This window comes from Flavonifractor sp. An4, assembly GCF_002161755.1.
Taxonomy (GTDB): Bacteria; Bacillota; Clostridia; order Oscillospirales; family Oscillospiraceae; genus Flavonifractor; species Flavonifractor avicola.
Genome location: NZ_NFIL01000010.1, coordinates 45,847 through 65,294 on the forward strand (window position 1 = coordinate 45,847; position 19,448 = coordinate 65,294).

The window sequence follows — 19,448 nt, forward strand, 5'->3', positions numbered from 1 at the left end:
GGGTGGGTAGGAACTTATTTGCCGGACAGAGCCCGGTCCAGCCAGACGGAAGCCACATCCATAGCGGCGTACAGGCTGTCTTTCTCGGTCTTCTTAACCACACGGTCCCGGCTCTTCAGGTCAGGGTCGGTGAGCTGAAGCTGAACGGATACCCGGGTGGCCATGTCCAGATCCTGATCCTTCTTCTGGTCCAGAACCTGAAGCATAATGATATATTTTTCGGCCATGCTGCCGTAATAGATCAGACTGTCTTTCCGGCGCAGCGGATGGCCCTTGTAAGTCAGAGGGATGCTTTGCGTAGCCATTTTGGCCTCCTTTTGGAAGTTGTTACTGCTTTTTAAAAACTGTAACCAAATTGTAACACATTGTTTCCAAGTCGTCAACCGCTTTTCCGGGATTTCTTGTTTTTTTCGCCCAAACCCTGAGGCAGACAGGGGGAAGAGACGTACAAATGCCGGATCAGCAGGACTGCTGTAAAGATGAGTCCGGCCAGTACCATCAGGCTCTCCAGCAGCATGGTGAACATCTGACCACCCAGGGTGAGGATCAGGGTATATTTCATCCGCAGGTAGGTCAGATAGGCACTGAGGGAGGAGAGCTGGACCAGCACTGCCGGAGGCAGGCCCGTGGGACGGGTGCAGGCCCAGACCAGGGTGAGCACGTCAGCCAGGAAGTAATAGCGGTCGTGCATATAGGGGAGAAAGAAGGGCACGCCCAGCGTAAGCGTGATGCCGAAGAGCAGCAGAGCCCCATCGTCCAGCCGGTCCCGGAACAAGAAGGCCAGCACCAGCAGCAGCAAAACCAGGGCAAAGGCCGCCAGAATGCCCAAGCGGGCGCCGAAAGCCTCGTCAATTTGAGTGCCGTAGGGGACCATGGAGAAGATGGAGGCGCAGTTGTAGTTCAGTGCCCCTGCGCCCTCCTGCGTCTGGCCCACATAGACTCCCAGGATATCCCCCAGCGGTTTGCCCAGCAGCAGAGCAGGGATGCAGGTAACGGCATAGGCCAGGGGGAAGCACAACAGGTCCCGGAATCGGGTGCGCCGGGCGATCCAAAGCACTGCCCACAGGGGGAGGATGAACACCGTCTGCAATTTAAAGGAGAAGGCCACGCCCAGCAGGGCAGCGGAAGCCTTGGGTCGGTTCTCCAGCGCATCAGCCAGGGCATGGAGGGTGAGCGCGCCGTACAGCGCGTCGCACTGTCCCCACAGGGAGCCGTTGAGCACCACAGTGGGCAGCAGCAGCAGGACGCAGAAGCATACCAGGGGACGGATGCTGTCTTTGCCGGTGAAGTGACGCACCAGCCGCAGGCCGCCCCAGGCCAGCAGAACATCAAACAGGATGGAGAAGAGCTTGATGAGGTACAGGTCGGGGACCGGCAGGTAGGAGATGGCGGCCAGGAAATAGAGGTAGGGTACATTATAGTTGCCGATGGGCAGCTTGATGGCAGCGAAGCCGCCGTTGTCCCGGAAGGTGGCCACCCACTGGGACAGGAAGATCTCGTAGTCATCTGCCGCATAGTCCAGCAGGATTGCCCGGAGGAAGAAGGCCAGGCCGATGGGCAGCAGCAGGGTACATAGCCGGTCCAGGGAACAGCCCGACCGGCGGAGCAGCCACAGCGCCAGTACGGCCAGGGCAGTCAGCAGTACAAAGACGGCAGCTTTTGCCCCCGGACCGCCCCGGGACAGTTCAGAGATCGGAAACAGGGCAAAAAACAGCAGCGCCAGACCGCCGGCACCGGCGAACAAAGAGAGAGGGGAGCATCGTTTCATCGTGATACCTCATTGTCGGTCGGATGGGACAGGGACAACGATAGAAAAAGGGGGCGCTGCATGGCTGCAACGCCCCCCAAAACATTGGGATTAAAGATCCGCGCTGTCGGTCAGAATGGGCTCCTCAACAACGGGAGCGTCGTCAACGACTTCGGCAATCTCTTCGACGGCCTCGCCGCTCTGGGCGGTACCCTCGTCGTCCATCTGATCGTACTTGCGGTACATGGACAGGCCGGAGCCGGCAGGGATCAGCTTACCGATGATGACGTTCTCCTTCAGGCCCAGCAGGTGGTCCACCTTACCCTTGATAGCGGCCTCGGTAAGGACCTTGGTGGTCTCCTGGAAGGAGGCGGCGGACAGGAAGGAGTCGGTGGCCAGAGAGGCCTTGGTGATACCCATGAGCAGACGGGTGCAGGTGGGCAGACGCAGTTCCATACCGTCGTTGGTCTCACCGGCGTCGATGCGGGCCTGAACAGCGGCCTTGGCATCCTCGAACTCGATGAGCTCGATGGTGGAGCCGGAGAGCAGGTCGGAGTCGCCGGCGTCCTCCACACGGACCTTCCGCATCATCTGGCGGCAGATAACCTCGATGTGCTTGTCGTTGATATCCACGCCCTGCTGACGGTAGGGCTTCTGCACTTCCTGGATCAGATAGTCGTACACAGCGTGGATGCCGCGGACCCGGAGCACGTCCTGGGGATAGAGGGCGCCTTCGGTGAGGGCGAAGCCCTTCTCCACGGTGTCGCCGTTCTTCACACGCAGGCCGGCATAGGGCAGCGTATAGGTGACGACCTCGCCGTCATCGGCGGTGATGGTCACATTGCACATGGAGTTGCGCTTGGCCTCCTCCAGAGTGACCTTGCCGCCCACCTCGGCCAGCTGAGCCATCTTCTTGGGCTTGCGGGATTCGAACAGCTCCTCAACACGGGGAAGACCCTGGGTGATATCGCCGCCGGCCACGCCGCCGGTGTGGAAGGTACGCATGGTCAGCTGGGTACCGGGCTCACCGATGGACTGAGCGGCGATGATACCAACGGCCTCGCCGGCGCCCACAGGCTCGCCGATGGCCAGGTTAATGCCGTAGCACTTGGAACATACGCCGCTGCGGGCACGGCAGGTGAGCACGGAGCGGATCTTGACCTGATGGATGCCGTGAGCCTCCAGCAGCTTGGCGTCGTCGGCAGTCATCATGGTGTGGTGGTCGATGAGCACCTCGCCGGTCTGAGGATCGCAGATGTCCTCCACCGGATAGCGGCCCTTCAGACGCTCGCCGAAGGTCTCGATGACCTGGCCGTTCTCCACGATCTCGCTGACCATGATGCCGTCGTCGGTGCCGCAGTCGTCCTCACGGATGATGACTTCCTGAGACACGTCCACCAGACGGCGGGTCAGGTAACCGGAGTCGGCGGTACGCAGAGCGGTATCGGCCATACCCTTTCGGGCGCCTCGGGAGGAGATGAAGTACTCCAGCACGGACAGACCTTCACGGAAGTTGGACTTGATGGGGATCTCGATGGTGCGGCCGGAGGTGTCGGCCATCAGGCCACGCATACCGGCCAGCTGACGGATCTGAGCGGAGCTACCACGGGCGCCGGAGTCGGCCATCATCCAGATGGGGTTGTAGCGGTCCAGGCCGGCCATCAGGGCGTCGGTCACGTCCTTGGTGGTCTTTTCCCAGGCCTCAACCACCAGGCGATACCGCTCGTCGTTGGTCAGGAAGCCGCGCTTGTACTGGCGCTCGATCTTCACGATCTCCTTCTCGGTGTTCTCGATGAGACCGTACTTCTTCTCGGGGATGGTCATGTCGTAGATGGACACGGTGAGGGAGCCCCGGGTGGAGAACTTGTAGCCCTTGGCCTTGATGGTGTCCAGCACGCCGGCGGACACGGTGAAGCCGTGCTTGACGATACACTTGTCGATGATCTTGCCCAGCTGCTTCTTGCCGGTGACGAAGTTGATCTCGGGCTCAAACATCTGCTCGGGATCGGTGCGGTCCACAAAGCCCAGATCCTGAGGAATACCCTCGTTGAAGATCAGGCGGCCAACGGTGGTGCGCACCAGCTTATAGCGGGTCTCGCCGTCTACCTCGGCGGAGCGGCGGACCAGAATGGGCACATGGAGCTCCAGCTCGCCCTCGTCGTAGGCCAGACGGGCCTCGATGTCGCTGCCGAAGACATGGAGCACCTCGCGGGGCAGCTGGCCGTCCTCGGTCTCGGCACAGATACCGGCGTAGGTGGGGATGTCGTCCAGAGAGCCGGGGTTCTTGACCCAGATCAGGTCGCCGGGATTGAGGGTACCGGCCTCCAGAGCGGCCTTGACGGCGGCAACGTCGTCATAGGTCTCCTCGGCGGTGTGCTCGGCGTACTTCTCGTAGGTCAGGTAGTAGGAACCCAGCACCATGTCCTGAGTAGGCACGGTGACGGGGCCGCCGTCCTGAGGACGCAGCAGGTTGTTGGCGGAGAGCATCAGCACCCGGGCCTCGGTTTGGGCCTCAGCGGACAGAGGCACGTGGACGGCCATCTGGTCGCCGTCGAAGTCAGCGTTGAAGGCGGTACACACCAGGGGGTGCAGCTTGATGGCGCGGCCTTCCACCAGCACGGGCTCGAAGGCCTGGATGCCCAGGCGGTGCAGGGTAGGCGCACGGTTGAGCATAACGGGGTGGTCCTTGATGACGAACTCCAGGGCGTCCCAAACCTCAGCCTTGCCCTTGTCCACCATCTTCTTGGCGGACTTGATGTTGTTGGCCAGACCATCCTCCACCAGCTTCTTCATGACGAAGGGACGGAACAGCTCGATGGCCATCTCCTTGGGCAGACCGCACTGATAGATCTTCAGCTCGGGGCCAACCACGATAACGGAACGGCCGGAGTAGTCCACACGCTTACCCAGCAGGTTCTGACGGAAGCGGCCCTGCTTACCCTTCAGCATATCGGACAGAGACTTCAGCGCACGGTTGTTGGCGCCGGTGACGGCGCGGCCACGGCGGCCGTTGTCGATGAGGGCGTCCACGGCCTCCTGCAGCATCCGCTTCTCGTTGCGGACGATGATGTCGGGGGCATTGAGCTGGATCAGGCGCTTCAGACGGTTGTTGCGGTTGATCACGCGGCGGTACAGGTCGTTCAGGTCGGAGGTGGCGAACCGGCCGCCGTCCAGCTGCACCATGGGGCGCAGCTCGGGGGGAATGACGGGCAGCACGTCGATGATCATCCACTCAGGCTTGTTGCCGGAGATGCGGAAGGCGTCCACCACTTCCAGACGCTTGACGATGCGGGCCTTCTTTTGGCCGGAGGCGTCCTTCAGCTCGGCGCGGAGCTGGGTGGAGAGCTCCTCCAGGTTGATGTCCTGGAGCAGCTTCTTCACGGCCTCGGCGCCCATGCCGGCCTCAAAGTCGTCCTCATACTTCTCCCGCATATCGCGGTACTCCTTCTCGGAGAGGATCTGGTTCTTGGCCAGGGGGGAGAAGCCGGGATCGGTCACGATATAGCTGGCGAAGTAGAGCACCTTCTCCAGAATGCGGGGGCTGATATCCAGCAGCAGACCCATCCGGGAGGGGATACCCTTAAAGTACCAGATGTGGGACACGGGGGCGGCCAGCTCGATGTGGCCCATGCGCTCACGGCGCACCTTGGCCCGGGTGACCTCAACGCCGCAGCGGTCACAGATCTTGCCCTTGTAGCGGATCTTCTTGTACTTGCCGCAGTGGCACTCCCAGTCCTTGGTGGGCCCGAAGATGCGCTCGCAGAACAGGCCGTCCCGCTCAGGCTTCAGGGTGCGGTAGTTGATGGTCTCCGGCTTCTTGACCTCGCCATAGGACCACTCGCGGATCTGCTCCGGGGAGGCGATGCCAATCTTAATGGCGTCAAATTCAGCGTAACTCATGTTTCTGCTCGACCTCCCTTACTTATTCCATATCGTCATCATCGGAGTAATCGTCCTCCGAATCGGAAAAATCATCGCTGTCGTCGGCAACGGCCAGATCATCGTCGTCGCTGCCTTCCTTGAGGGTGTAGCCCGCGGCGGCAAAGTCGGACTCTCCGCCGGCGTTGTAGCCGTAGAAGTCGTCGTCATCGTCGCGGAACTTGCCGGGCTGGTAGGTATCCTCGTCGTCGTCCTTCAGCTCGATCTCGTTGCCCTGGTCGTCCAGCACCTTCATATCCAGGCACAGGGACTGCAGCTCCTTAACCAGAACCTTGAAGGACTCAGGCACGCCGGGCTTGGGCACGTTGTGGCCCTTGACAATGGACTCGTAGGTGCGCACACGGCCGGTGACGTCGTCGGACTTGACGGTGAGGATCTCCTGCAGGGTGTAGGCGGCGCCGTAAGCCTCCAGGGCCCACACCTCCATTTCGCCGAAGCGCTGGCCGCCGAACTGGGCCTTGCCGCCCAGAGGCTGCTGGGTGACCAGGGAGTAGGGGCCGGTGGAACGGGCGTGGATCTTATCGTCAACCAGGTGGTGCAGCTTGAGGAAGTAGACGTAGCCCACGGTGACGGGGTTGTCGAACCGCTCGCCGGTGCGGCCGTCGTACAGCCAGCTCTTGCCGTCGGGGCGCAGACCGGCCATCTTCAGGGTCTCGGCGATGTCCTTCTCGTCGGCGCCGTTGAAGACGGGGGTGGCCACCTTCCAGCCCAGGGTCTTGGCGGCGTAGCCCAGATGGACCTCCAGCACCTGACCGATGTTCATACGGGAAGGCACGCCCAGGGGGTTCAACACGATGTCCAGAGGAGTGCCGTCGGGCAGGAAGGGCATATCCTCCTGGGGCAGGATGCGGGACACAACACCCTTGTTACCGTGACGGCCGGCCATCTTGTCGCCCACGGAGATCTTACGCTTCTGGGCGATATAGACGCGGACCACCATGTTGACGCCGGGGGAGAGCTCGTCGCCCGCCTCGCGGGTAAAGACCTTCACGTCCACGATGATGCCGCTCTCGCCGTGAGGCACCTTCAGGGAGGTGTCACGGACCTCGCGGGCCTTCTCACCGAAGATGGCGCGCAGCAGGCGCTCCTCGGCGGTGAGGTCGGTCTCGCCCTTGGGGGTGACCTTACCCACCAGAATGTCGCCGGCACGGACCTCGGCGCCTACGCGGATGATGCCGCGCTCGTCCAGATCCTTCAGGGCGTCGTCGCCCACGTTGGGGATGTCCCGGGTGATCTCCTCGGGACCCAGCTTGGTGTCCCGGGACTCGGTCTCGTACTCCTCGATGTGGATGGAGGTGAATACGTCCTCCTTCACCATGCGCTCGTTGAGCAGGATGGCGTCCTCGTAGTTGTAACCTTCCCAGGTCATAAAGCCCATGAGGATGTTCTTACCCAGGGCGATCTCGCCGTTGGAGGTGGAGGGGCCGTCCGCGATGACCTCGCCCTTCTCCACCCGCTGGCCGGCGTTGACAATGGGACGCTGGTTGATACAGGTGCCGTGGTTGGAGCGCAGGTACTTGGTCAGCTTGTACTCCTCCACCCGGCCGCTGTCATAGCGAACGGTGACGTACTGAGCAGACACCTTGGTGACCACGCCGTCTTCCTCGGCCAGAATGGCGACCTCAGAGTCGATACAGTTCTTGTGCTCCTGACCGGTGGCTACGATGGGGGCCTGGGTGGTCAGCAGAGGCACGGCCTGACGCTGCATGTTGGCGCCCATCAGAGCACGGTTGGCGTCGTCGTTCTCCAGGAAGGGGATCATGGCGGTAGCGATGGAGAACATCATCTTGGGGGACACGTCCATGTAGTCCACCTGATCCCGGTCCACATCGATGATCTCGTTGCGGTGACGGCAGGTGATACGGGCGTTCTTCAGACAGCCGTTCTCGTCCAGAGGCTCGGTGGCCTGGGCGATGGTGAACTCGTCCTCCATGTCGGCGGTCATATACTCCACCTGGTCGGTGACCTTGCCGGTGGCCTTATCCACCTTGCGGTAGGGAGCCTCGATGAAGCCGTAGCGGTTGATGCGGGCGTAGGAGGCCAGGTAGGAGATCAGGCCGATGTTGGGACCTTCGGGGGTCTCAATGGGGCACAGACGGCCGTAGTGGGAGTAGTGAACGTCTCGCACATCGAAGGAGGCACGGTCACGGGACAGACCGCCGGGGCCCAGAGCGGACATACGGCGCTTGTGGGTCAGCTCGGCCAGAGGGTTGGTCTGGTCCATGAACTGGCTCAGGGGGGAGGAACCGAAGAACTCCTTGATCGCGGCGGTAACGGGACGGATGTTGATCAGGGACTGGGGGGTGACGATGTCCAGGTCCTGAATGGTCATGCGCTCCCGGATGACGCGCTCCATGCGGGAGAAGCCGATGCGGAACTGGTTTTGCAGCAGCTCGCCCACGCAGCGCAGACGACGGTTGCCCAGGTGGTCGATGTCGTCGGCGTTGCCCACGCCATGGGCCAGGCAGTTGAGGTAATTGATGGATGCCATAATGTCATCCACAATGATGTGCTTGGGAACCAGGTCATCGATGCGGTCCTTGACAGCCTCTTTCAGCTCCTCGCCGGAGTAGTTCTGCAGCAGCTCCTGCAGAACGGAGAAGCGGACCTTCTCGGTGATGCCGCACTCAGCGGGATCAAAGTCCACAAAGCCGGCCATATCCACCATGTTGTTGGAGAAAACCTTCAGCTGAACGCCGCCGTCCAGGTCCAGAATGGCCTCGTTGACGCCCTTGGCTTCCAGCTCACGGGCCCGCTCACGGGTGAGGACCTCGCCGGGCTCGGCCAGGATCTCGCCGGTGGTGGGATCGACCACGGGCATGGCCAGCTTCTGGCCGGACAGACGGGACCAGATGGCCAGCTTCTTGTTGAACTTGTAGCGGCCCACAGCGGACAGGTCGTACCGGCGGGGGTCGAAGAAGAGGGCGTTGAGCAGGCTCTCGGCGGAGTCCACCGTGGGGGGCTCGCCGGGACGCAGCTTGCGGTAGATCTCCAGCAGGGCCTCCTCATAGGTCTTGCAGGCGTCCTTCTCCAGAGTAGCCACGATGCGGGGGTCATCGCCGAACAGGTCCAGGATCTCCTGATCGGTCTTGGGACCCACGGCCCGGATCAGGCAGGTGATGGGCAGCTTGCGGTTCTTGTCGATGCGGACATAGAAGATGTCGCTGAGATCGGTCTCATACTCCAGCCAGGCACCGCGGTAGGGGATGACGGTAGTGGCGTACACCACATTGCCGGTCTTATCCTCAGTGCGGGCGTAATAGATGCCGGGGGAACGGACGATCTGGGAGACGATGACGCGCTCGGCGCCGTTGATGACAAAGGTACCGGCCTTGGTCATCAGAGGGAAATCTCCCATGAAGATCTCCTGCTCCTTCATCTCGTCGGTCTCTTTGTTGCGCAGGCGCACCCACACCTTGATGGGAGCGGCGTACGTGGCGTCCCGGGCCTTACATTCCTCCACGTTGTACTTGGGAGGCTCATCCATGGAGTAGTCGATGAAGGAGAGCTCCAGATTACCGGCATAGTCGGTAATGGAGGCCACATCCTTGAAGACCTCCCTCAGGCCTGTCTCCAGGAACCACTGATAGGAGTTCTTCTGCACCTCCAGCAGGTTGGGCATTTCCAGGATCTCTTCATGGCGGGCGAAGCTTTTGCGGAGGGTCTTGCCGAAGTAGACGTCCTTGACCATCGTAGAAAAAACACCTCGATTTCATTGTCTGGAACCGCCGCCACAGGGGGACGATTCCGGCGAAGGTTGCTGCTTTCCGTCAAATCATACAAAAGGGGCGGTAGGTTACCGGATGCGAACACCCGGATGCGTGGATAAAAATATTCTGATATCCTCTTGCGCTTTCCGCCCTGCTGTGTTAAACTGACCACACAGTGGGGCAGAATGTTCTGACGCAATCGGAAGTTAAGAGCGTTTTAGTATACCATGAAATCATAGGAAAAGTCAACTGCTTTTTAAGAAAATCTGGAGGAATCCAGATTTTTTTCTTATTTTCTCCGGGCAGGGAGGCGAAGCGCATGTCGGAACCGTACAGAGACCCGTATATGGATCAGATCCGGGCGGTCATTCAGGTGTGTGAGGACACCGACGGGATCCTGATTGTGGATCGGGACGGGATCATCCGGGATCACCGCATTGCCATGAACTACTATTGGAAGGCGGAGGAGACGGTGGGCCGCCACATCCGGGAGCTCTATCCGGAGCTGGACGAGGAGAGCAGCACCATCCTCCGCGCCCTGCGTACCGGCCGGGCCATCTACGACCAGCGGCAGGAGATTGTGAACAGCCGGGGGGAGCGGGTGGTGCTGGATGCTACCACCATCCCCATCTCGGTGGACGGACAGGTGGTGGGGGCGGTGGACTGCGCCCGCTTCTATGTGGTGGGCCAGCGCATCGTCCGCGGCGGCCGCCGGGGCGGCCTGTCCACCCTGGATCGGATTATAACCCAGTCTCCCAGGATGGAGGAGCTCAAGCGCCGCATCCGCTCCGCTGCCCAGCTGAACTCCCCGGTGCTGATTTACGGGGAGACGGGCACCGGCAAGGAGCTGGTGGCCGAGGCCCTCCACACCGAGGGGCGGCGGTGCGGCCAGTCCTTCGTGTCCCAGAACTGCGCGGCCATACCCACCAACCTGCTGGAGAGCATGTTCTTCGGCACGGAGAAGGGCAGCTATACCGGCGCGGTGACCCACAAGGGCCTCTTTGAGGAGGCCAACGGCGGCACCCTCTTCCTGGACGAGATCAACTCCATGGACATCTCCCTCCAGGCCAAGCTGCTCAAGGCCCTGGAGGAGAAAAAGGTGCGCCGTCTGGGCGGCAGCCGGGACATCCCCTTTGACGTGCGCATCGTGGCGGCGGTGAACGAGCCGCCGGAGGAGCTGCTCCGCACCGGCCGCCTGCGGGAGGATCTCTTTTACCGCCTCGGGGTGGTGCGCCTGCTCCTGCCGCCCCTGCGGGAGCGGCCGGAGGACATCCCGCTGTTGACAAACCATTTTCTGGAGCAGTATAATCGTTCCATGAAGCGCACCATCCGGGGGGTGACCCCGGGGGCCGACCGAATGCTCCGGCAGTGCCGGTGGCCGGGCAATGTCCGCCAGCTGCGCAACGCGGTGGAGGGGGCCTTTGCCGTGGCGCAGGGGGAGCTGCTGTGCGAGGCGGATCTGGCGGAGAGCCTGGGCACCCGTCCGGAGCCGCCTTCGGAGGCCGCCGCGGCCCTGCCGGACGGCCCCATCTCCCTGAGCCGGGAGGTGGAGCGGTACGAGCGGGAGCTCATCCGCCGGGCCATGGAGCAATACGGTTCCATCTCCGCCGCGGCCCGGAACCTGGGCCTGTCGCGGCAGAATCTGAAATACAAGCTGCAAAAATATGACCTGTAAAAAATTTTGCAGGTGCAAAAAATTTTGACAATTGAGTACGCGGGAGCGGCATTGAACGGGCCGCCGGAAATCCAGCGCCAGAGCGGGACAGCCTGAGCTGTCCCTAGGGGCGGAGGATTTCCGGCGGTTTTTTGTGTGGATTGCCCAACTTTGGCATTCTGCTTGCTAATGAATATCAGACAGATTTGCCCGACGGGCAGAAAGGAAGCGTGGAAATGAGGAGACTTTGGTACAACGGAAAGGTCGTGTCCATGGACGGAGCCATGACCCGGTACGAGGCGGTGGGGGCGGAGGACGACAAGATTGTCTTCCTGGGCACCAGCGCGGACGCCCTGGCCCAGAGCTGGGACGAGAAGAAGGATCTCCAGGGGGCCATGGTGCTGCCCGGCTTCAACGACACCCATCTGCACATGCTCTACTACGCCATGTTCCAGAAAAACGTGGCCCTGTTCGGCGTGGACTCCATCGAGACCATCGTGGAGCGCTGCCGGGAGCGGATTGAGAAGAACCATCCCGACTACCTGCTGGGCATGGGCTGGAACCAGGAGACCATGAAGGAGGGCCGCATGCCCACCCGGGAGGACATGGATCGCATCTCCACCGAGATTCCCGTGTGCATGCTGCGCACCTGCGCCCACATCGCCGCCTGCAACACCGTGATGCTGGAGCGCATCCGGGAGCTGAAAAATGTGGATCCCGAGACCATCAGCCATGTGGACTTCATCAACGGCCTGCTGCGGGAGGACGCCATGCGGCTGTACATGGACGTGATTCCCAAGGCGGACGATGCCTACGTGCGGGAGCTCATTGAGATCGGCCAGCGGGATCTCAATGCCGCCGGCATCACCTGCGTCCACTCCGACGATCTGAAGGTGATTGCGGGGGTGGATCCCATTCACCTCATCGACCTGTTCCGGGAGATGGAGGAGGAGGGGAAGCTGACCGTCCGGGTGTACGAGCAGTGCCTGGTGGATCAGCCCGACTTCGGCCGCCTGCTGGCGGCGCGCAGCGACCCGGACGACCGCACCAGCCTCTTCCGCACCGGCCCCCGCAAGCTGCTTCAGGACGGCTCCCTGGGCGCCAAGTCCGCCGAGATGATCGACGGCTATGTGGACGACCGGAGCAACCACGGCATCCCCATCTACACCGAGGAGGAGCTGTGCGCCTGGATCAAGGCGGCCCACGACCAGCATATGGACGTGGCCGTCCACGCCATCGGCGACCTGGCCTTCCAGAAGGTGTGCGACGCCATCTACAAGGCCCAGGAGGCCAACCCCTGGCCGGATCACCGCCACGGCATTGTCCACGCCCAGACCACATCCCCGGCCCTGCTGCGGCTGATGAAGGTCATGGGCCTGCAGGCCTATATCCAGCCCATCTTCATCGACGCGGACATGAACATCATCGAGGAGCGGGTGGGGGAGCGCCACGCCAAAGACTGCTACAACTGGAAGAGTATGGAGGATCTGGGCATCCGGGTCAGCGGCGGCTCCGACTGCCCGGTGGAGCCCTTCGACGTGCTGGACAACATGCGCGCCGCCATCACCCGGAAGAACCGGGCGGGCACCAAGACCTACCTGCCGGAGCAGGCTCTGAGCGTGGAGCAGGCGGTGCGCCTGTTCACCTCCGACGCGGCCTGGGCCAGCCGGGATGAGGCCGTCCGCGGCACGCTGGAGACCGGCAAGCTGGCCGATCTGGTGGTGCTTGACCAGGATCTGTTTGACATCGAGCCGGACACCTTTCCCCAGGTGAAGGTGCTGGAGACCGTGCTCAACGGAACGACCGTCTACCACGCGGAGCAGTGAGCCCGCTCCGCGCTGTGGAAGAAAAGAGAGGATCTGATTCCATTCATGCTTGGGAGGTAAGAAGATGAACAAGAAAAATTTCTGGAAGGACACTATCATCGTCGGCCTGGCGCTGTTCTCCACCATGTTCGGCGCCGGCAACCTGATCTTCCCGCCCCAGATCGGCCTGTTCAGCGGCGATCAGTGGATGTGGGGCGCCCTGGGCCTGCTGCTGGGCGGCATTGTCCTGCCGGTGCTGGCCCTGTGGGCGGTCAACAATGTGGGCGACAAGTCCCAGGATCTGATGGGCCACGTGTCCCCCTGGTTCTACAACGCCTACTACCTGATCGGCTGCTCCTTCATCGCCATGGGCTCCACGCTGCCGCGCAGCGCGGCCACCACCCATGAGATGGCCATCCAGCCCCTGCTCCCCAATGTGCCCATCTGGATCACGGTTATCGTGTTCTTCGTGCTGGTGTACTTCTTCGCCTGCGACCCCAACTCCGTGATCGACAAGCTGGGCAAGTACATGACCCCCATTCTGGTGGTGCTCCTGGCCATCGTGCTCATCAAGGGCGTCATCTCCCCGCTGGGCACCCCGGTTGACACCGGCATTGGCGGCGGCGCCTTTGGCGACGCCATCCTCACCGCCTACAACACCGGCGACCTCACCGTGGGCATCATGTTCGCCAGCGTGATCCTGCTGGATCTCCGCCGCCGGGGCTACAATGGCCAGGAGAGCAAGAAGGGCGGCTTCATGGCCGGCATCATTTGCATTGTGGTTCTCTTTGCGGTGTATGGCACCCTGACCTACATCGGTGCCTGCGCCAGCGGCGTCTATCCCCAGGACACCGCCCAGACCGCCCTGCTCTCCGGCATTATCCAGGACATCATGGGCCCCGTGGGCATGGCCTGCCTGGGCGGCGCGGTGGCTCTGGCCTGCCTGACCACCGCAGTGGGCATCGGCACCACCTGTGTCGGCTTCTTCTATGACTTCTTCAAGAAGAAAATCCCCTACAAAGTCCTGATGCTCATCGCCTGCCTCATCGGTGTGTTCATGGGCATCACCGGCGTGCAGAACATCGTCAACTACGTCACCCCCATTTTCCTGGTGGTCTACCCGGCCCTGATCGTGAATACCGTGCTGGGCCTGCTCAACAAATTCCTGCCCAACGACGGCTTCTACAAGGGCGGCGTGCTCATGGCCGCGGTGGTGAGCCTGGGCGACGCGGTGCTCAGCGTCAACCCCAACATCGGCTGGCTCCAGAGCTTCATGGATCTGTTCCCCTTCTCCGGCCTGGGCTTTGCCTGGGTGGTTCCCACCATCATCGGCATGGTCGTGGGCGCCATCATCTGCCGCGGCAAGCCCAAGTATCAGCCCCTGCCCGACCCTGCTGAGGTGTCCGCGCAGGAGAAGTAAGCCAGTCCCGGGGTGCCCGGGAACCGCTCCTCTCGGGAGGCGGAGACGCATCTGTCTCCGCCTCCCTGTCATTTCTGACGGGAGAGGGGCCCAAAGCCTTGCAAATTCTAGCAAAATTCTGCTTGACTTCAATTTTTCATTATGATATAATCCCAAATTGCGCAGGTGTGCCTGCCAAAGGGGAAATTCTGCCCTGAAACAGGGCGCTTTTTCCGAGAAATCAAGGGATGGGAGGCGTTGCCGTATGCTGTCGGAGCTCAAGCAGGGCGCCAGGGTGGCCGGGGTCAAGCAGACCCGCCGTGCCATCGACGATGGGCGGGCCGCCCGTGTTTTTCTCGCCCAGGACGCCGATCCGGCGCTCACCGGCCCGGTGGAGGAGCTGTGCCGGGAGAAGGACATCCCGGTGGAGCGGGTGTCCCAGATGAAGGAACTGGGCTCCGCCTGCGGCATCGCCGTGGGCAGCGCCGTAGCCGCGCTGCTGCACTGATTTTGGTTTTAACGGTATAATTTTTGATTATTCCGTTAAAATATATTTCTCAGAAACAAAGAAAGGAGGAAAACCATGCCTACGTTTAACCAGCTCGTTCGCAAGGGACGCGAGGCCGTGACCTACAAGTCCAATTCTCCTGCTATGCAGAAGGGCCTGAACACCCTGAAGAACCGCGAGACCGACCTGCCTTCTCCCCAGAAGAGAGGTGTGTGCACCGCTGTTCGTACCTCCACCCCGAAGAAGCCTAACTCCGCTCTCCGTAAGATCGCCCGTGTGCGTCTGACCAACGGCTACGAAGTGACCGCTTACATTCCCGGTGTTGGTCACAACCTGCAGGAGCACTCCGTGGTCATGATCCGCGGCGGCCGTGTTAAGGACCTGCCCGGTGTTCGTTACCACATCATCCGCGGCACTCTGGATGCTCAGGGCGTTGCCAACCGTATGCAGGGCCGTTCCAAGTACGGCGCCAAGCGGCCCAAGGCCGGCAAGAAGTAATTATAACGATTACTTCCAACCACGCTGCAAGCTTGCAGCAACATGAAATGAACTAATGCGCAATCGCGCAAGGCAGTTGTCCTTGCAGAGGCGCTTCCTATACAATAGGGGCGTTTTCCTGTGAGGCACTGGACAAGCAGGCACTTGTCTTACACGGGGGCGTTTGAAACGCCTTCGAGTACCTATGAAATCATACTATGAAGGAGGGAAGCAAAGTGCCCAGAAGAGGAAACGTACCCAAGCGGGAGGTTCTGCCCGATCCTATCTACAATTCCGTCCTGGTGACCAAGCTGGTCAACAGCATCATGCTGGACGGTAAGAAGGGCGTGGCCCAGAAGGTGGTCTACGGAGCTTTCGATATCATCAAGGAGAAGACCGATAAGGATCCCCTGGACGTGTTCACCACTGCGCTGGAGAACATCATGCCGTCCCTGGAGGTCAAGGCCCGCCGCGTGGGCGGCGCCACCTACCAGGTGCCCATCGAGGTTCGGCCCGAGCGCCGTCAGACCCTGGGTCTGCGGTGGCTCACCAACTACTCCCGCAGCCGCAGCGAGAAGACCATGAAGGAGCGTCTGGCCGGCGAGATCATGGATGCCTCCAACAACCTTGGCTCCGCAGTCAAGAAGCGTGAGGACACCCACAAGATGGCCGAGTCCAACAAGGCGTTCGCTCACTATCGCTGGTAAGGAGTTAGAGTATGCCTAGGAAAGTTACCTTAGAGAATACCAGAAATATCGGCATCATGGCTCACATCGATGCCGGTAAGACCACTACCACCGAGCGCATCCTCTACTACACCGGTGTAAACTACAAGATCGGTGAGACCCATGATGGTACCGCCACCATGGACTGGATGGCTCAGGAGCAGGAGCGCGGCATCACCATCACTTCCGCTGCTACCACCTGTTACTGGAAGGGGTCTAAGAACCAGTTCCCCCAGACCCGTATCAACATCATCGACACCCCGGGCCACGTGGACTTCACCGTAGAGGTGGAGCGCTCCCTGCGCGTGCTGGACGGTTCCGTGACCGTCATGTGCGCCAAGGGCGGCGTTGAGCCTCAGTCCGAGACCGTGTGGCGTCAGGCCGACCACTACAAGGTCCCCCGCATGATCTACGTCAACAAGATGGACATCATGGGCGCTGACTTCTACAACGTGCTCCGCATGATCCACGACCGCCTGAAGTGTAACGCCGTGCCCATCCAGCTCCCCATTGGCTCCGAGGATACCTTCAAGGGCATCATCGACCTGGTGGAGATGGACGCCGACATCTACTACGATGAGCTGGGCAAGGATATGCGCGTGGAGGAGATCCCCGCCGACATGATGGAGCTGGCTCAGGAGTACCGCACCAAACTGGTGGACGCCTGCGCCGACATCGATGACGAGATCATGGAGCTGGCCCTGGAGGAGAAGCCCATCCCCGAGGATATGCTGCGCCGCGCTCTGCGTAAGGGTACCATCGAGAACCTGCTGGTTCCCGTGACCTGCGGTACCTCTTACCGCAACAAGGGCGTGCAGAAGCTGCTGGATGCCATCGTGGACTTCATGCCCTCTCCTCTGGACATCCCCGCCATCAAGGGGGTCAACCCCGAGACCGACGAAGAGGACGAGCGTCCCGCCGACGACAACGCCCCCTTCTCCGCTCTGGCGTTCAAGATCATGACCGACCCCTATGTGGGCCGTCTGTCCTTCTTCCGTGTGTACTCCGGTAAGCTGTCTACTGGCTCTTCCGTGCTCAACAGCACCAAGAACCAGAAGGAGCGTATGGGCCGCATCCTGCAGATGCACGCCAACCACCGTGAGGACATCGAGGAAGTTTTCTCCGGCGATATCGCCGCCGCCGTGGGCCTGAAGAACACCACCACCGGCGACACCCTGTGCGATGAGAAGGCTCCCATCATCCTGGAGTCCATGGAGTTCCCCGATCCCGTGATCCGCGTCGCCATCGAGCCCAAGACCAAGGCTGGTCAGGAGAAGATGGGCCTGGCGCTGGTGAAGCTGGCTGAAGAGGACCCCACCTTCCGTACCTGGACTGACGAGGAGACTGGTCAGACCATCATCGCCGGCATGGGCGAGCTCCACCTGGAGATCATCGTGGACCGTCTGCTCCGCGAGTTCAAGGTGGAGGCCAACGTTGGCGCTCCCCAGGTCGCCTACAAGGAGACCATCAAGAAGTCTGTCGAGCAGGACACCAAGTATGCCCGTCAGTCCGGCGGTAAGGGCCAGTACGGTCACGTCCGCATCACCATCGAGCCCAACGAGCCCGGCAAGGGCTATGAGTTCCTCAACGAGATCACCGGCGGCGTCATCCCCAAGGAGTATATCCCCGCGGTCGACGCCGGTATCCAGGGCGCCATGCAGGCGGGTATCCTGGCCGGTTATCCCGTGGTGGACGTGAAGGTCCACCTGACCTTCGGTTCTTACCACGAGGTCGACTCCTCTGAAATGGCGTTTAAGATCGCCGGCTCCATGGCCTTCAAGGAGGCCATGCGCAAGGCCAACCCGGTCCTGCTGGAGCCCGTGATGAAGGTCTCCGTCATCGTGCCCGACGAGTATCTGGGCAACGTCATTGGCGACCTGACCAGCCGCCGCGGCATGATCCAGGGCCAGGAGAGCCGTCCCGGCGCCACTCAGGTGGACGCTCTGGTGCCTCTGGCCAGTATGTTCGGTTACGCCACTGACCTGCGTTCCTCCACTCAGGGCCGCGGCCAGTACTCCATGGAGCCCCACAGCTATGTGGAGATTCCCAAGAGCATTGCCGACAAGATCATTGCCGAGCGGGGCCGCAAGGACGACTAATTTTCGTTCCGAGCCAATTCCCGCAACAAAAGTATTGCTTTTTATTCTGCAATGCTATACAATATTTTCGCATTTATGTGGAAATGACCCTATCCCAACTTGAGTAATTAAGGAGGACACTTAAAATGGCTAAGGCTAAATTTGAGCGTACCAAGCCCCATGTCAACATTGGCACCATCGGCCACGTTGACCACGGCAAGACCACTCTGACCGCTGCTATCACCAAGTATCTGGCTCTGAAGGGTCAGGCCCAGTACGAGGACTACTCCAGCATCGATAAGGCTCCCGAGGAGCGCGAGCGCGGCATCACCATCAACACTGCCCACGTGGAGTACGAGACCGACAAGCGTCACTATGCCCACGTTGACTGCCCGGGCCACGCCGACTATATCAAGAACATGATCACCGGCGCTGCTCAGATGGACGGTGCTATCCTGGTTATCGCCGCCACCGACGGCCCCATGGCTCAGACCCGTGAGCACATCCTGCTGGCCCGTCAGGTGGGCGTGCCCGCCATCGTGGTCTTCCTGAACAAGTGCGATCAGGTTGACGACGAGGAGCTGCTGGAGCTGGTGGAGATGGAGGTCCGCGAGGTCCTGTCCAAGTACGAGTTCCCCGGCGACGATCTGCCCATCATCAAGGGTTCCGCTCTGAACGCTCTGACCTGCGAGTCCGGCAACCCCGACGATCCCGACTTCGCCTGCATCAAGGAGCTGATGGACGCTGTCGACGATTATATCCCCACTCCCGCCCGTAACGACGACCTGCCCTTCCTGATGCCCGTCGAGGACGTGTTCACCATCACTGGCCGTGGTACCGTTGCTACCGGCCGTGTGGAGCGTGGCGTCATCAAGATGAACGAGGAAGTCGAGATCGTTGGCCTGACCGACGAGAAGAAGAAGACCGTCGTCACCGGCATCGAGATGTTCCGCAAGCTGCTGGACTACGCTGAGGCTGGCGACAACATCGGCACCCTGCTGCGCGGCGTTGCCAAGACCGACATCGAGCGTGGCCAGGTTCTGTGTAAGCCCGGCTCCATTCACCCCCACACCAAGTTCGTGGGCCAGGTGTACGTCCTGAGCAAGGACGAGGGCGGCCGTCACACCCCCTTCTTCAACAACTATCGTCCTCAGTTCTACTTCCGTACCACCGACGTGACCGGCGTCATCACTCTGCCCGAGGGCACCGAGATGTGTATGCCTGGCGATAACGTCGACATGAAGGTCGAGCTGATCACCCCCATCGCCATCGAGAAGGGCCTGCGTTTCGCTATCCGTGAGGGTGGCCGCACCGTGGGTTCCGGCGTTGTTATCGACATCGAGGAGTAATTCTCCTTTTGCAAGAAGACCTGCCGCAAGGCAGGTCTTCTGCATTTTAGGAGGGTG

12 protein-coding genes are annotated in these 19,448 nt (G+C 61.2%); 8 read left to right on the top strand and 4 right to left on the bottom strand.

Features of this window, described 5'->3' with window-relative positions; translation table 11 throughout:
• Nucleotides 1-14: 14 nt before the first annotated feature.
• The 4 genes from B5F94_RS06465 to rpoB form a co-directional block, all read right to left on the bottom strand.
• Nucleotides 15-305: a hypothetical protein gene (locus B5F94_RS06465; protein ID WP_087187735.1), complete on the bottom strand. Its 291-nt coding sequence runs from the start codon at nucleotides 303-305 to the stop codon at nucleotides 15-17.
• Nucleotides 306-379: 74 nt separating this feature from the next.
• Entirely contained in the window at nucleotides 380-1,768 is a 1,389-nt protein-coding gene (locus B5F94_RS06470; RefSeq protein ID WP_143383257.1) for a DUF2029 domain-containing protein, read from the bottom strand.
• A 90-nt stretch (nucleotides 1,769-1,858) separates the two neighbouring features.
• Nucleotides 1,859-5,647 (bottom strand): DNA-directed RNA polymerase subunit beta', encoded by a 3,789-nt coding sequence (gene rpoC, locus B5F94_RS06475; RefSeq protein WP_087328848.1) that lies wholly within the window; start codon nucleotides 5,645-5,647, stop codon nucleotides 1,859-1,861.
• Nucleotides 5,648-5,669: 22 nt separating this feature from the next.
• Nucleotides 5,670-9,377 carry a DNA-directed RNA polymerase subunit beta gene (gene rpoB, locus B5F94_RS06480; RefSeq protein WP_087328850.1) on the bottom strand — a complete coding sequence of 1,236 codons (3,708 nt, stop codon included), beginning with the start codon at nucleotides 9,375-9,377 and terminating at the stop codon, nucleotides 5,670-5,672.
• 338 nt (nucleotides 9,378-9,715) lie between these two features.
• Here rpoB and B5F94_RS06485 point away from each other — a divergent pair, with 338 nt between their 5' ends.
• The 8 genes from B5F94_RS06485 (at nucleotide 9,716) to tuf (ending at nucleotide 19,391) form a co-directional block, all read left to right on the top strand.
• The gene (locus B5F94_RS06485) at nucleotides 9,716-11,071 is read left to right on the top strand and encodes a sigma-54 interaction domain-containing protein (RefSeq protein WP_087266788.1); all 1,356 of its coding nucleotides are present in this window, start codon (nucleotides 9,716-9,718) and stop codon (nucleotides 11,069-11,071) included.
• Nucleotides 11,072-11,286: 215 nt separating this feature from the next.
• Nucleotides 11,287-12,876: an amidohydrolase gene (locus B5F94_RS06490; protein WP_087266785.1), complete on the top strand. Its 1,590-nt coding sequence runs from the start codon at nucleotides 11,287-11,289 to the stop codon at nucleotides 12,874-12,876.
• 64 nt (nucleotides 12,877-12,940) lie between these two features.
• A complete protein-coding gene (locus B5F94_RS06495; protein ID WP_087328852.1) occupies nucleotides 12,941-14,275 on the top strand; it encodes a branched-chain amino acid transport system II carrier protein in 1,335 nt (444 codons plus the stop codon).
• Between the two features lie 244 nt (nucleotides 14,276-14,519).
• Nucleotides 14,520-14,762, top strand: coding sequence for a ribosomal L7Ae/L30e/S12e/Gadd45 family protein (locus B5F94_RS06500; protein WP_087328854.1), 243 nt, complete (start codon nucleotides 14,520-14,522; stop codon nucleotides 14,760-14,762).
• A gap of 75 nt (nucleotides 14,763-14,837) precedes the next feature.
• Nucleotides 14,838-15,260, top strand: a complete 423-nt coding sequence (gene rpsL / locus B5F94_RS06505; protein ID WP_087187743.1) for a 30S ribosomal protein S12 — start codon at nucleotides 14,838-14,840, stop codon at nucleotides 15,258-15,260.
• Nucleotides 15,261-15,475: 215 nt separating this feature from the next.
• A complete protein-coding gene (rpsG, locus tag B5F94_RS06510; RefSeq protein WP_191435189.1) occupies nucleotides 15,476-15,946 on the top strand; it encodes a 30S ribosomal protein S7 in 471 nt (156 codons plus the stop codon).
• 11 nt (nucleotides 15,947-15,957) lie between these two features.
• A complete protein-coding gene (fusA, locus tag B5F94_RS06515) occupies nucleotides 15,958-18,063 on the top strand; it encodes an elongation factor G (RefSeq protein ID WP_087328856.1) in 2,106 nt (701 codons plus the stop codon).
• Between the two features lie 125 nt (nucleotides 18,064-18,188).
• Nucleotides 18,189-19,391 carry an elongation factor Tu gene (gene tuf / locus B5F94_RS06520; RefSeq protein ID WP_087187746.1) on the top strand — a complete coding sequence of 401 codons (1,203 nt, stop codon included), beginning with the start codon at nucleotides 18,189-18,191 and terminating at the stop codon, nucleotides 19,389-19,391.
• The last annotated feature ends 57 nt before the right edge of the window (nucleotides 19,392-19,448 follow it).

Excerpts from the sequence above, each read along its gene's own strand:
- B5F94_RS06465 (WP_087187735.1), bottom strand. The coding sequence starts at position 305 with ATGGCTACGCAAAGCATCCCTCTGACTTACAAGGGCCATCCGCTGCGC.
- B5F94_RS06470 (WP_143383257.1), bottom strand. The coding sequence starts at position 1,768 with ATGAAACGATGCTCCCCTCTCTCTTTGTTCGCCGGTGCCGGCGGTCTG.
- rpoC (WP_087328848.1), bottom strand. The coding sequence starts at position 5,647 with ATGAGTTACGCTGAATTTGACGCCATTAAGATTGGCATCGCCTCCCCG.
- rpoB (WP_087328850.1), bottom strand. The coding sequence starts at position 9,377 with ATGGTCAAGGACGTCTACTTCGGCAAGACCCTCCGCAAAAGCTTCGCC.
- B5F94_RS06485 (WP_087266788.1), top strand. The coding sequence starts at position 9,716 with ATGTCGGAACCGTACAGAGACCCGTATATGGATCAGATCCGGGCGGTC.
- B5F94_RS06490 (WP_087266785.1), top strand. The coding sequence starts at position 11,287 with ATGAGGAGACTTTGGTACAACGGAAAGGTCGTGTCCATGGACGGAGCC.
- B5F94_RS06495 (WP_087328852.1), top strand. The coding sequence starts at position 12,941 with ATGAACAAGAAAAATTTCTGGAAGGACACTATCATCGTCGGCCTGGCG.
- B5F94_RS06500 (WP_087328854.1), top strand. The coding sequence starts at position 14,520 with ATGCTGTCGGAGCTCAAGCAGGGCGCCAGGGTGGCCGGGGTCAAGCAG.
- rpsL (WP_087187743.1), top strand. The coding sequence starts at position 14,838 with ATGCCTACGTTTAACCAGCTCGTTCGCAAGGGACGCGAGGCCGTGACC.
- fusA (WP_087328856.1), top strand. The coding sequence starts at position 15,958 with ATGCCTAGGAAAGTTACCTTAGAGAATACCAGAAATATCGGCATCATG.
- tuf (WP_087187746.1), top strand. The coding sequence starts at position 18,189 with ATGGCTAAGGCTAAATTTGAGCGTACCAAGCCCCATGTCAACATTGGC.